The following is a 13,054-nucleotide window of genomic DNA, read 5'->3' as shown; positions in this document are numbered from 1 at the left end:
TCGTGACAGGACGTGACGCCGGTGTGCGGAAGGCGGCCGCCGCTCTCGCCGCGGGGGCCCTGGTGCTCTCCCCCGCCCTCCCCGCGGGGGCGGCGCCTGCCTCCCCGGTGCGTGCGGGACCTCCGGTGCCTCGGGAATTCACGGAGCTGCGGGCGGTGGACCCGACGATCCTGCAGGAGATGCGGTACGCGACGGAGCACACCTTCGTGGGCGGACCGGTGGACGGCTACCGCGAGCCGGTGTGCCTGCTGACCCGTTCGGCGGCGCGGGCGCTGCACCGGGCGCAGGCGCGGCTGCTGCGGCGGGGCCACTCGTTGAAGGTGTACGACTGCTACCGGCCGCAGCGGGCCGTCGACCACTTCGTCCGGTGGGCGGGGGACCCGGCGGACGAGCGGATGCGGGCCGAGTTCCACCCGCGGGTGGACAAGTCGCGGCTCCTCGCGGACGGGTACGTCGCCGGGCGGTCCGGGCACAGCCGCGGGTCGACGGTCGACGTGACGCTGGTGCGGCTGCCGGCGGCGTCGACGCGGCCCTACGTACCGGGTGAGCCGCTGGTGGACTGCGCGGCGCCGCGGGAGGAGCGGTTCCCGGACAACTCGGTGGACATGGGGACCGGCTTCGACTGCTTCGACACGCTGTCGCACACGGACGACCCGCGGGTGCGGGGAGCGGCACGCGCCAACCGGGACCTGCTGCGGGGGGTGCTCGCGGCGGAGGGGTTCGTGAACCTTCCCCAGGAATGGTGGCACTTCACGTACGGGCCGGAGGAGTTCCCCGGCACGTACTTCGACTTCCCCGTCGAGGGCCTCAGGTGGCGGCCGGTTCCGGGGTCGTCCCGGTGAACGTCATCGCGTGCCGGACGACCGCGATCAGCGCCTCCTTGACGGGCTCGCGCAGCCGCGCGTCGATCGTCAGCAGCGGTACCCCCGCGTCGAGGTCCAGGGCGGCCCGCACCGCCTCGGGGGGTGGGCGTCGATCCCCTCGAAGCGGTTGACGGCGACCGCGAACGGTATGCGGCGGCGCTCGAAGTAGTCGATGCACGCGAAGGAGTCCTCCAGGCGGCGGGTGTCGACCAGCACCACCGCACCGAGGGCGCCCTGCGCGAGCTCGTCCCACAGGAACCAGAAGCGGTCCTGGCCGGGCGTGCCGAACAGGTACAGCACCAGGTCCTCGCGGAGGGTGATCCGGCCGAAGTCCATGGCGACGGTCGTCGTGGACTTGGACTCGACGCCGGACAGGTCGTCGACCGGCCGGCTCGCCTCGGTCAGGGCCTCCTCGGTGCGCAGCGGCCGGATCTCGCTCACCGCCCCGACGAGCGTGGTCTTGCCCACCCCGAACCCGCCCGCGACCAGGATCTTCAGCGCCACCGGCTCGACCGGTGGCGGATCCTTGCGGCTAGAGCGCCCGAAGACCATTGATCACCTCACGCAGAATGCTCTCGTCCGGCAGCTCGGCCGGCGGAACGGGACGGGTCACGTGGACGAGTTCCTCCTCGACGAGGTCGCCGACCAGGACGCGGACCACGCCCACGGGCAGGTCCATCCCGGCGGCGAGCTCGGCGATCGACCGGGGGAACTCGCTGCAGCGCTCGACGATCTCCACGTGCTCCGGGGAGAGCGTCTGGTCGCGGCCCGGGTCGTCGGCTGCGGGCTCGGGCACGACCACCGCGATCAGGTCGAGTCGCTGGCGGGTGGGGCTGGCGGTGCGCCCGCGGGTCACGGCGTACGGCCGCACCACCGGTCCCGCCTCGTCGTCGAACCAGTGGGGCACCTCGCCGGCGCGGCGCCCGCGCCGCACCTGCCTGGCGGCTGCCTCGCTCACCGCATCCCCCCTCACCTGCCGGTGGTCAGACCGGCCCGGGGGGCGGTCGCCAGGTGGGCGCCGACGCGCTTGACCATCAGCGTCATCTCGTAGGCGACGAGGCCCACGTCGGAGTCGGAGTCCGCGAGGACCGCGAGGCAGCTGCCGTCGCCGGCGGCGGTCACGAAGAGGAAGGCGTCGTCCAGTTCGACGACGGTCTGGCGGACCCTGCCCGCGTCGAAGTGGCGGCCCACGCCCTTGGCGAGGCTGTGGAAGCCGGACGCGACGGCCGCGAGGTGTTCGCCGTCCTCGCGGCTGAGGTCCTTCGAGCCGCCCGTCGGCAGGCCGTCGCTGGAGAGGACCAGGGCCTTGCGGATCGACCCCACCCGCTCGACCAGTTCGTCGAGGAGCCAGTTGAGCTCGCCGGTTGAGTTGGATGCTGCGGCGTTCGGTGCGGTCATCGACCGTCCCCCTCCGGTGTGGTTCCTGGTGCTGTCTCACTGCGGGCGCGCTGCCAGCCCCGCTGCATCGCCGCCATGCGGTCGCGTACCTGCTCGGCGTCGCGCTCCGCGTCCCGCGGGCCTGCGGGGCCGGCCGGGGCGGCGGACCGGTCGGCCTCCTCCCTGAGCTGGGGGACGAGGCTCGCCTGCCGCACACGGCGGGGAAGACCCCCGGGGGCGGGGCGGCCTCTCCGGACACCGGGGCGGGAGCACCCGGTGCCGTGCCGCGGGCGTCGGCGGCCGGATCGGGCTCGTCGACGAGGCGGCCGTGGCGGGCGACGAGGGCCGGCTTGCGGCGGGGCAGCGGGACCGGGCGTGCGAGGTGTCCGTCGGCCGCCCGTCCGCGCCCGGCGTGCTCGTCCTGCCGGTCGTGCGGCTCGCGGACGGGGAGGCCGGCGGGGCGCAGGGGCGGGCGGGGGCGGAAGAGGCCGACGGGCGCGCCGTCCTCGTCGTCCTCGCGGCCGAGGCCGTCGCCCAGGCCCCCGAGGAGGTCGAGCGGGCCCTCGAGTTCGACCGGGCCGTCGAGGACGGAGGAGACCTGGGTGGGCGTGCCGCGCCGGGCGGGGGCCTCGGCACCGCGGCCGGGGGACTTCCGGTCCAGCCGGAAGCCGGCGCCCTGCGTCTCGGGGGCGTCGGTGAGCAGCGCGGCCGGGATGAACACGACGGCGGTCGTGCCGCCGTACGGGGAGGGCTGGAGCGAGACCCGGACGTTCTGCCGCCGGGCGAGGCGGCTGACGACGAAGAGGCCGAGCCGGTCGGTGTCGGACAGCTCGAACTCGGGGGTCTCGGCGAGGCGGAGGTTCGCGTCGAAGAGGTCCTCCGGCGACATGCCGAGGCCCCGGTCGTGGATCTCCAGGGTGAAGCCGTTGGTGACGCGCTCGCCGTGTACCTGGGCCGCGGTGTGGGGCGGCGAGAAGGCCGTGGCGTTCTCCAGGAGTTCGGCGATGAGGTGGGTCAGGTCCGCGACGGCGGGTCCGGCGACGCCGATGCGCGGCAGGCGGCGCACCTCGATGCGCTCGTAGTCCTCGACCTCCGCGACCGCCGCCCGGACCACGTCCATGAGCTGCACGGGCTTGCGCCACTGCCGGGAGGGGGCGGCCCCGGAGAGGATCACCAGGCCTTCGGCGTGGCGGCGCATACGGGTGGTGAGGTGGTCGAGGCGGAAGAGATCGGCCAGTTCCTCGGCGTCCTCGGTGCGCCGCTCCATCGTGTCGAGGAGGGTGAGCTGGCGGTGGAGGAGGACCTGGTTGCGGCGGGCGAGGTTGACGAAGACCTCGGAGACTCCGCGGCGCATGTCGGCCTGCTTGACGGCGGCTTCGACGGCGGCGCGCTGGAGGGTGTTGAGCGCCTTGCCGACCTGGCCGATCTCGTCCTTGTCGTACTCCAGCCTGGGGACTTCGGTCTCGACGTCGACGTGTTCGCCGGCGGCGAGGCGGCGCATCACGCTGGGGAGCCGGGTGCCGGAGACCTCCTGGGCCTCCTTGCGGAGCCGGCTCAGGTCGCGGATGAGGCCGCGGCCGATGCGCACGGAGACGACGAGGGAGCACAGGACGGCGATGAAGCCGAGGACTCCGGAGATGCCGGCCAGGAGGAGCACTTCGTAGGCGGCGGGCTCGACGCGGTCCTGGTAGCGGTCCCCCGCCAGCCGGTTCTCGGCGTCGAGGCCGTCGAGGACGGTGTTCGCGGCCCCCTCCCAGCGGGCGGCGTCCACGGCGCGCGGGCCGTCGACCGGCCCGGCGGCGATGACGGCCTCCTCGGCGTGGCGCAGTGACTGCGTCTCGGGGCTGCTCCAGTAGCGCTGGTAGATGTCGCGTTCGGAGCGGGGCAGCGCTTCGAAGCTGAGCTCGTAGAACTGCCGGCGGCGGACGGCGAGGTCGGAGACGATCCGGACCTCCTCGGTGGTGAGGCGCTCGCCGACGAGGGAGGAGGCGACGAGGGCGTCCTCCCGGGCGAGCATCTCGTGCGCGCGGCCCAGGCCGACGAGGGCGCGCCCCTGCCTCTCCAGTTCGACGTCGTCGGTGACGTGGAGGTGGATGAAGAAGCTGTAGCAGGGGTCGACGAGCCGGTTGTAGAACCTCAGGGCCTGGAGCCGGTCCACGGTCCTGGCGTCGACGGACTGGCGCAGCGCCGCGAGTCCGTCGAACGCCTCCAGGAGGGAGGCGAGCTGCCGGGCCGCGGCGCCGTGCACGGCGTCGGCGGTGCGCGGGTCGCGGGCGCGGGCCCGGACGGAGGCGACGGCGCGGTCGGTGGCCGCGCGGTCGCGGCGCAGTGAGTCGAGGACGTCGGCGGTGCGCGGGTCCGCCAGGTAGAGGAGACTCTGGCGGCGTTCCCGCTGGATGAGTCGGGCGGTCTCCGCCAGGGGGTACCCGATCTTCTCTATGACCTGGCTGGTCTCGAGGAGGTGGCCGGCCTGGCGGCCGGTGACGAAGGTCGCGAACCCCCAGAGGCCGGTGAGGGACAGGAGCGGGACGAGCAGCAGCGCCACGATCTTCCTGCGGATCGACTTCCCGCGAAAGCCCATGGCCTCCCCCAGCTCGCCCGGCCGCCCGGCGCGGCGCGAGGTGCACACATCAACTCATCAACAAACGGCGTGAGCCTACTACTGTCGTCGGGACGACCTGAAGGTTCACCTAGTCGTTTTTCAGCCGTCACACATACTTTTGATCATGTCTTGTCCCGGTATCAAGGGAGTTGGCGAGCCGGGATGTAGCGGAGGACACGTAGGGAGGTGTCGTTTCCCGCGCTACGCCGGATGGCTGGAACTGTCCCTTCCGGGAATCTTCTCGCACGGTGTCGCGTCTACTCGTACGGGGCGACGAGGACTCTCGGCGTGGATCCGCCCGGAACGGGCAGTCGCCCCGGTGTCGGTCGAGCGGCGGGGAGGGACGGCGGATGGGCACGGGGCGGCGCGAGCTGTGGGTGGAGGAACCGGCCGGACGGCGCAGACTGCCCGATCCGGTGCGCGCGGCGGCGGTGCGGGCCGGACTGATCGTCGCGCTGACGCTCATCCAGGCGGTCGCGGCGTACCTGTTCACGCTCGCGGGGGTCTGGTCGGCCTTCCCCCTGGTGCTGAGCGGTGTCGGCAGCACGGTGGTGGCGACCTGGTCGGTGCTCGACGTGTGGGTGACGCGGCAGGTCTGGAAGCAGCGGTACGGGGTGGTGTCCGAGCCGAGCAGCACCGCGCGGCAGCTGCGGCGGGAGCGGCGCACGGCCCGGCGGGCCGCCCGGGAGGCCGCGCGCATACGGAAACGGCGGGAGCGGACCGCGGGGCGGTCGGCGGCGGCCTCGTCCGGGGAGGCCGCGGACGCGCCGCGGGTGGCGGCGCGAGGCGCGGCGGGGTACCGGGGCGCGGGCGCCCCGCGGTCGGGCCGGGGGGAGCTGTCCCGGGCGTGACGGCCGGGGCGGCGCTCAGCCGGCGTCCTGATGCCGGGGCGCCGGGGCCGCGCCCCGTTTGAACATGCGGGTCGCCGTGATCTCCCCGTGCACCGCCGGCTCCCCCTCCTGCACCGGCTGGGGCAGGCCGGGCCTCAGGTGCTCCTCGACGCTGATGTACTTCAGGCCGGCTCTCAGGTCCGCGTCGTTGCGCAACCGGATCACCAGCGGGAACTCCGCGAGCGCCGTCGTGTCGAACAGGCCCGTGGTGTACAGCAGCTGGACCCCGAGCGCGTCGGAGACGGCGCGCTGGAGCTCCAGCAGGTAGGTGGCGTTGGCGCGGCCGATGGGGTTGTCGAGGAAGAGCGTGCCGGCGTGGCGGTGCCGGTCGCGGCCCCGGTCGTTGCTGCGGAGCGCGGCCATCGTGCAGTACAGGGCGATGGCCGCGGTGAGCAGCTGACCGCCGGAGAACACGTCGCCCATCTGGCCGACCGGGACGCGCTCGGCGCGCAGCACCGCGTCCGGCTTGAGGATCTCGACGGCCACGCCCTTGGGCCGGAGGGCGGCGTGGACGCCGCGCAGCAGCAGGGACATGCCGTCGCGCCGCAGGTCGGAGTTCTTCCTGACCGCGGCGCGGGTCGCCTCGTCGACCACCTCGCCCAGGCGTTCGGCGAGCGTCGCCTGGTCCGGCTCCTCGAAGCGGATGCGGAGGAACTCCTGGCCGGACCACTCGCCGAGCCCCTCGGGGAGGCGGGAGAGCCGCTGGGCCGAGCGGAGCGTCGTCAGCGCCGACTCGACGAGGCCGCGCAGACGGTCGACGATCGAGTCGCGGTTGCGTTCCAGCTGGGCCAGTTCGTCGGTGAGAACGCGTAGACGGGGCGCGAACGCCTCGGCCCACCTGGCGGCGTGCTCCGGCAGCGCGGACGCCGGCAGCTCGCGGATCTGCTGCCGGGCCGGGGTGCGCACCTGCTCGTAGCGGGTGGAGTTGGCGTGCCGTACCAGGACGTCGCACGCCTCCCGTACGGCGGTCTCGGCGGCGGACAGGTCGGAGGCGCAGCCGCGCAGGGAGCGCCGGGCCTCGGCGGCGGCGCGGCGGGCCGCCTCCAGGGAGTCGGCGTAGGGCTGCGGCTCCTGCGGTTCGTCGTCGGCCTGGTCGCGCAGCAGGTCGCGCAGGAGCGCGGCCAGCTCGTCGAAGGCGCCCGCGGCGTCCTCGGCGGCGCCGTGCGCCCGCAGGAGGTGCGCGTGGGTGGCGCGGGCCGTCTCCAGCTCGTCGGTACGGGCGGCGAGGCCGCCGGTGGCCGTGCGCAGCAGGGCCTGGGCCTGCCCGGCGTCGGCGGGGACCGTCTCCCCGGGCAGTTCGGTGTGGACGTCGCCGTCCGCGGGGGCGAGCCGTTCGGCCTCGCCGCGCAGCCGGCCCAGCTTCTCGCTGGCCTCGGACGCCCGGGACTCCAGCAGTTGGACGAGTGCCTCGGCGCGGGCCGCGGCGGCCTGGCGGGACGGGCCGTCGGCGCCCTGTGGGCTGTCGAGGAGCTGGGCGGCGCGGGTGCGGACCCTGTTGGTGAGGCGGTCCAGTTCGGCGAGGGCGGCGCCCTCGTCGCTCTCGGCCCGGGCCTGCTCGGCACGGAGGTCGGCTCCGACGCCCACCTTCTCGTACAGCTGTGACGCGGCCCGGTACGCCTCGCGCAGGGCGGGCAGGGAGGGGCGGGGGACGCCGCCGTCGAGGAGGGCGGTGCCGTCCGGGCTCTCCTCGGGGAGGTTCTCCGGGGCTCCGGCGATCTCGGCGCGTTCGGCGCGCAGGGCGCGGGCGGTGCGGTGGGCGTCGTCGGCGGCCCGCTGGGCGGCGCGGCGGTCCTCGTCGGCGGCGCGGGCTCGCTCCAGGCACGCCTCTGCCCTGGCCTCGGCCTCCTCGGCCTCGTCGGCGAGTTCCCGGAGGCGGGCCTGCCAGCCGGCCCGTTCGCGCAGCCGGAAGGCGAGGCCGGAGAGGGCGTCGGCGGTCCGGCGGGCGCGCTGGGCGGCCTCCTGGCGCTCGTCGCGCACGCGGGCGGTCTCGGCGGCGGCCTCGTCGGCCTCGGCGCGGGCGGTGCGGGCCTCGGCGAGGGCGGCCCGGGCGGCTTCGGCGGCCTCGCGCGCGGTGGCGGCGGCCTCCGCGAGTTCGGCGAGCATGCCGGGCGGGCAGTCGGCGCGCCAGGAGCCGATGCGGGCGGCCAGCGACCGGTCGCCGGCGAGGCGGGCGGCGAGGGCGCGGATCTCCTCGTCGCGGGCGGCGGCACGGGCGCGCAGGGCCCGGCGCTCCTCGTCGGCGGCGTGCTCGTCGTGCATGGCCGGGTTCGGCGGGACGAGGAACACCTCGCCGTCGTCCCCGGCGCGGGGCACGGGGGCGAGGAGCGCGGCGGCGGTGCCGACGGCGACGGCGGAGCGCGGGAGGAGGGCGGCGCCGGCCAGGGCCGCACGGGCGCGGGCGTACGACCGGGGGTCGGTGACGACGACGCCGTCGACCAGCTCGGGGCGGGCGGCGAGGACCGCCGCGTGGTCGGCCGGGTCGACGGACTGGGCGAGGTAGCGCCAGCCGGGCAGGGCGGGGACGCCGTGCTCGCCGAGGAACTCGACGGTGGCGAGGACGTCGGGGCCGGGCGGCAGGAGTCCGCCGTCGCCGAGGGCGCCCAGGATGCGGGCGTCGTCGGCGGCGGCCGTGCGCAGGTCGAACAGCTTGCGCTCGGCGGAGGCGATGTGCCGGTCGAGGAGTTCGCGCAGTTCGTCGGCGTACCGGTCGAGGTCCTCGGCGGCCGGCGTGCCCGGGGCGGTGCCGGGCGGTGCGGCGTCGCCGGGCGCCGGGGCGTCCGCGCCGGTGCTCTGCCGGGGGAGGCGGGGGGTCTCCCGGGCGGCGGGGAGGCCGAGGAGTTCGGCGAGGCGCTCGTCGGCGGCGAGGGACTCGGCGGCGCGCCGCTCCGCCCGGTGGGCGTTCTCGGCGGCCTCGGCCGCGTCGGCGGCGCGGGCGGCGGCCAGTTCGGCGCGGGACTCGTCGGCGGCGGCCTCGCGGGCCCGTTCGGCGGCGCGGCGGGCGGCTTCGCGGGCGGTGTCCCAGGCGGCGACGGCGGTCTTCTCGGCGTCGCCGGCGGCGAGGGCGGCGCGCGCGGGGTCGGCGTCCGGGGCCGTGTCGTCGAGCCATCCGGCCCGTACCGCCTCGGCGGTCTCCTGCTCGACCTCGGCGAGGCGCTGGCGCAGGTGGCCGGCCTCGCTGCGGGCGCGCTGGGCCTCGGTGGCGGCGGTGGTGGCGTCGCGGTGCGCGGCCTCCGCGGTCTCCTGGAGGGCGGTGGAGCGGCTTTCCTCCTGCTCGGCGTGGCGTTCGCCGTCCTCGGCGGCGGCGTGGAGGGCCCGTACGAGGGCGGCGGCGGCCTCGGCGCGGGCCGCGAGGGCGGGGGCGGCGTCCCGTTCCGCCTCGCGGATGGCGGCGGCCACGCGCGCGGAGCGGTCGGCAGCGGCACGGTGCCGCAGGACGGCCTCGGCGGCCTGCCAGGCCGCGTGGAGGGTGCGGGCGTCGGACAGCTCGCGGCGCTGGGCGGCGGCGTCCTTCTCGGCGGCGGCGAGGGCTAGGGAGGCGTGCCGGTAGGCGAGTTCGGCGGCGACGAGGGAGGCGAGGGCGCGGGCCCGTTCGGCCTCGGTGACGGTGTCGGCGGCGGCGGTGACCCGCTCGGCCAGTTCGGCGGCGCGGCCGCGCTCCTCGGCCGCGCGGGCGGAGAGGCGGTGGGCGAGGCCGCGGGTGCGTCGCTCGGCGGCGGCGTGGACGTCGCGGGCGCGGGCGCGGGCGGCGGTGGCCTCGACGATGCGGCCGAGGAGGTCGACGGAGCCGGCGGTGAAGTCGCGTTCGGCGGTGAGTTCGGCGCGGTGGCCGAGTTTGTCGCCGAAGCCGCTGACGAGGTCGGCGAGGCCGTCGGTGTCGCGGGTGTCGGTGACGGCGCGCAGGAGGAGGTCGGTGAAGTCGGAGTCCTTCTTGACCGCGAAGAGGCCGGCGGCCTCGCCCTCGTCGGCGTTCATCTCGCGCTGGTAGCGGAAGAGCTCCGGGTCGAGGCCGAGGTCGCCGAGGTGCTCGTTCCAGCGGTCGTGGACCTCCTCCCAGTACACCTCCAGGTGCGGGTAGGCCCGGCCGGCCTCGGTGAGGGCGTCGCGGAAGCCCTTCATGGTGCGGCGGCGGCCCCGGGCGCCGGAGGCTCCCTCGCCCGGCGGGCGGACGGAGGCGGTCTCGGCGACGGGGAGGTTGTCGAGGCCGAGGCCGGGGCCGGGGCGGAAGGAGTACCAGGCCTCGGCGAACTTGCGGGGGTCGTTGGACACCTGGCGGCCGCGCCACTCGCTGACCTTGCCGACGACGACGAGTTCGCCGGTGAGGGTGTGCTGCCACTCCAGGGCGACGTGTCCGCAGTCGTCGGCGAGGAGGAACTTGCGGAGCACGCCGGAGCTGGCGCCGCCGAGGGTGTTGCGGTGCCCGGGGAGCATCACCGAGAAGATGAGCTTGAGGAGGACGGACTTGCCGCCTCCGTTCTCCAGGAACAGCACGCCCGCGGGGGCGGGGCGGCGCGGCGGGCCGGCCGGCTCGTCCTCGAAGAACTCCGCCTGGGCGGGGGCGGGGCGGGGCACGGGCGCGCCCACCCCGCGCAGGTCCAGAACGGTGTCGGCGTAGCGCGCACCGGCGGGTCCGATGGAGTAGAGACGGACCCGGGACAGCTCGTACATGGCGGCGGACTCTCGTCGGTGGTGGTTCGGAGGGTGCGGTGGTCGGGTGCCCGGTGGCGGGCCGCGCGGTCAGCCGTGGAACGGGAGGCCCGCGTCGGCGGCGAGCTCCGGGTCGTCGCCGTCCGGCGGGGGCAGGAGCGTGGCGGAGCCGTCCGTGACGGGGACGACGCCCAATGCGAGGAGCTCGGCCATGGCGGCGCCGCCGGCCATGTCGCGGACCTGGAGCTGGTAGCGGGCGGTCGTGCGGTACGTGCCCCCCGCTTCGTCGCCGGTGCGCTGGAGGAAACCGGAGTCGGTGAGGAAGGTGACGGCCTTGCCGATGACGCCGGTGGTGGAGCCGGCGAGACGGCGGGCGTCCTTGGTGGCGCCGGTGGCGCTGCGGCGTGCGTAGACGCGCCAGGCGGCTTCGAGTCCGGGGGCGTCGGAGGCGGGGTCGGTGTTCTCGCCCTCCTTCTCGGCGCGTTCCTCCAGGCGCCGGCAGGCGTGCCGTACGAAGGCGTCGACGCCGTTGACGGTGACGCGGCCGACGTAGCCGTCGTCGGCGAGGTCCTCGGGGCGGGGGAAGGCCAGGGCGGCGATCGCCAGGTGGGCGAGGCCGTGCAGGAAGCGGTCGGCGGAGTCGGCGGAGGCGCGGCGCGCGTAGTCGCCCATGCGGACGGCGAAGACGGAGTCCTCGCCCGCGGTGACGGCCATGCCCGCGCGGGGGGAGACCTCCAGGACGACGAGGCCGAGGCCGGTGGCGACGGCGTCGGCGAGCCGCGCGAAGGCCGGGTCGTCGCGGTAGCGGCGGAGCAGTTCGGCGTACTCGGCGTCGCGGGCGGGGAGCAGCTTGGGCTGCAGGCCGAAGGAGACGAGCCGGGCGGCGTCGGCCGCGTCGGCGGGGGTGACGCCCCCGGAGGGGGCGGGCTCGGGGACCCGCCCGGCTTCGGGATCGCTCCACGCGCCGGCGTGCTCGGCGTGGTGGTCGCTCACGGCTGGTGCTCCTCGGTGCTGCTGGTGGTCGCGGTCATGTCGGGTCCGTGCGGGCGGCGGCCATGCCCGCCGCGTCGAGCAGGGCCGTACCGACGATCAGGTCGGCGCCGCCGAACTCCGGGTCGTCCAGTTCCGTGCCGTCGTCGACGGCGAACAGGAGGCGTTCCTCGCCCTGCCGGTAGGCCGTGCCGACCGGAGGGCTCGCGGCGTGGACGGCGAGCAGGGCGACGAGGTACGGGAGGTCCGGGTCGCGCAGGCGGGCCTCGGCGAGCAGGCCGGAGAGGCGGCGGGGCGCGTCGTGCTCCAGGTCGAGCAGTTCCATGGCCGCGGCCAGCTGCTCCTCGCTGAAGCGGCTGTCGTCGGGCGTGGCGATCAGGTCGGGCTCGGGCATCTCGGCGCCGAGGTGCTCGCGCTCCGCGGGCGGGGTGAGGAGCAGTTCGACGAGGTCGCCCACGCGGACGGCGCCGGGGGCGCGCAGGCCCGTACCGTGCCCGAAGTACGCGTCGGTGACGCGGACGGCCCGCTGGAGGGGCAGCGGCAGCAGCGGGGCGACGAGCTGGCCGTACAGGTCGAGACCGGTGCGGGCGGCGGGCCGTGCGAAGGCCTGGCGGTCCTGCTCGGCGCGGAACAGGGGGCCCGCTTCCAGGAGTCGGGACTGGAGCTGGGTGTGGCGGCGGATGCAGTCCTTGACGATGTCGACGAGTTCGGCGGCGCGCCGTTTGTGCTCGGAGCCCTCGGCCTCGTCGCGGGCCTTGCGGATGTTGGTGAGGATCGCGTTCTCGTGGCGGTAGCGGTCCGCCACGTGTGCGAGGGCCTCGTCGATCATGTCGGGTACGGTGTCGAGCCAGTCGACGGCGCGGACGTCGCGCCGGGTCGCCTCCAGAGTCCTGCGGAGGCTTTCGGCGTACTGGACCGTGCGGTAGCGGGCCTGTTCCGCGGCGAGCTGGGCGTCGGCGAGCCGGCCGCGGCTGACCAGCACCTCCAGCTTGACCTCGGCGGCGATCTGGGCGCTGGTGACGTCCGTGTCGAGGGCGCCCACCAGGACGTTGACGGCTTCGTCGGTGGTGCGGAGGTAGACGCCGCCGCCGTAGCCGGGGACCTCCTCGACGAGCTTGAAGTCGTAGTCCCTGCGGACGTACGCGCCGTCGGGGGCGAAGGTGCCGTAGACGGCGCGGAAGCCGCGGTCGACGCTGCCGACGTTGATCAGGTTCTCCAGGACCCAGCGGGCGACGCGCTCGTGTTCGGCGGCGGGGCGCCGGGGGGCCTGGGCGGCGACGCGGGGCAGCAGGCGGGCGACGATCTGCTCGTGGTCGGCGCCCGTGTCGAAGTCCATGTGGAGCGTGACGAGGTCGATCGCGGCGAGGGCGACCTCCGCCATGGCGTAGACCGAGTACTCCCCCGCCAGGTTCGCCTTGCGGACGTCCAGGTCGTGCAGGGGTGCGGTGCAGGCGAGCGCGCGCAGGCGCCGCGCCAGCCCTTCGTCGGCGGCCGGGCCCTGCGCGGGCCGCGGCCCCGCGCTGAGCTGGGGCGGAACGAGTTTCGTCGGTTCCGTCGGGGCAGGCGAGGTCACGGTGCACAGAGTAGGTCCTCGCGGTGACAGCGGTCGAAACGGCGCGGGGCGGCCGGGGGCGCTTGACCGGGGTCGGGGCGCGGGGGGTCAGCGCCGTGGCGCGGGGCGGCCGGGG

General features: G+C 75.8%; 6 protein-coding genes and 3 pseudogenes. 2 read left to right on the top strand and 7 right to left on the bottom strand.

Going from position 1 to position 13,054, the window contains the following annotated elements:
- Positions 1–2: 2 nt before the first annotated feature.
- Positions 3–842, top strand: coding sequence for a M15 family metallopeptidase (locus LUW75_RS21610; protein WP_250337090.1), 840 nt, complete (start codon positions 3–5; stop codon positions 840–842).
- On the opposite strand, the pseudogene LUW75_RS21605 reads toward LUW75_RS21610, so the two are convergent.
- The 4 genes and pseudogenes from LUW75_RS21605 to LUW75_RS21590 form a co-directional block, all read right to left on the bottom strand.
- Positions 808–1,415, bottom strand: a pseudogene (locus LUW75_RS21605) (GTP-binding protein). The gene LUW75_RS21610 and the pseudogene LUW75_RS21605 sit on opposite strands and share 35 nt — an antisense overlap.
- Positions 1,396–1,689, bottom strand: a pseudogene (locus tag LUW75_RS21600) (DUF742 domain-containing protein); the annotation flags it as partial. The pseudogenes LUW75_RS21605 and LUW75_RS21600, both read right to left, overlap by 20 nt.
- A gap of 143 nt (positions 1,690–1,832) precedes the next feature.
- Complete coding sequence (locus LUW75_RS21595) at positions 1,833–2,261, bottom strand: roadblock/LC7 domain-containing protein (RefSeq protein ID WP_250337089.1); 429 nt, start codon at positions 2,259–2,261, stop codon at positions 1,833–1,835.
- Positions 2,262–3,006: 745 nt separating this feature from the next.
- A pseudogene (locus LUW75_RS21590) lies at positions 3,007–4,821 on the bottom strand (sensor histidine kinase); the annotation flags it as partial.
- Between the two features lie 371 nt (positions 4,822–5,192).
- On the opposite strand from LUW75_RS21590, the gene LUW75_RS21585 reads away from it, so the two are divergent.
- On the top strand, positions 5,193–5,693 hold the full coding sequence (locus tag LUW75_RS21585) for a hypothetical protein (protein ID WP_250337088.1): 501 nt from the start codon (positions 5,193–5,195) through the stop codon (positions 5,691–5,693).
- A 15-nt stretch (positions 5,694–5,708) separates the two neighbouring features.
- Here LUW75_RS21585 and LUW75_RS21580 read toward each other — a convergent pair whose 3' ends face one another.
- From LUW75_RS21580 to LUW75_RS21570, 3 genes are all read right to left on the bottom strand, one after another.
- Positions 5,709–10,397 carry a hypothetical protein gene (locus tag LUW75_RS21580; RefSeq protein ID WP_250337087.1) on the bottom strand — a complete coding sequence of 1,563 codons (4,689 nt, stop codon included), beginning with the start codon at positions 10,395–10,397 and terminating at the stop codon, positions 5,709–5,711.
- 69 nt (positions 10,398–10,466) lie between these two features.
- On the bottom strand, positions 10,467–11,369 hold the full coding sequence (locus LUW75_RS21575) for a hypothetical protein (RefSeq protein WP_250337086.1): 903 nt from the start codon (positions 11,367–11,369) through the stop codon (positions 10,467–10,469).
- 34 nt (positions 11,370–11,403) lie between these two features.
- The gene (locus tag LUW75_RS21570; protein ID WP_250337085.1) at positions 11,404–12,939 is read right to left on the bottom strand and encodes a hypothetical protein; all 1,536 of its coding nucleotides are present in this window, start codon (positions 12,937–12,939) and stop codon (positions 11,404–11,406) included.
- Positions 12,940–13,054: the final 115 nt, after the last annotated feature.

The organism is Streptomyces sp. MRC013, from assembly GCF_023614235.1.
GTDB lineage: Bacteria > Actinomycetota > Actinomycetes > Streptomycetales > Streptomycetaceae > Streptomyces.
The sequence above is the reverse complement of the archived record's forward strand: the minus strand, read 5'-3'. Positions and strand labels throughout refer to the sequence as shown.

Excerpts from the sequence above, each read along its gene's own strand:
- LUW75_RS21595 (WP_250337089.1), bottom strand. The coding sequence starts at position 2,261 with ATGACCGCACCGAACGCCGCAGCATCCAACTCAACCGGCGAGCTCAAC.
- LUW75_RS21585 (WP_250337088.1), top strand. The coding sequence starts at position 5,193 with ATGGGCACGGGGCGGCGCGAGCTGTGGGTGGAGGAACCGGCCGGACGG.
- LUW75_RS21580 (WP_250337087.1), bottom strand. The coding sequence starts at position 10,397 with ATGTACGAGCTGTCCCGGGTCCGTCTCTACTCCATCGGACCCGCCGGT.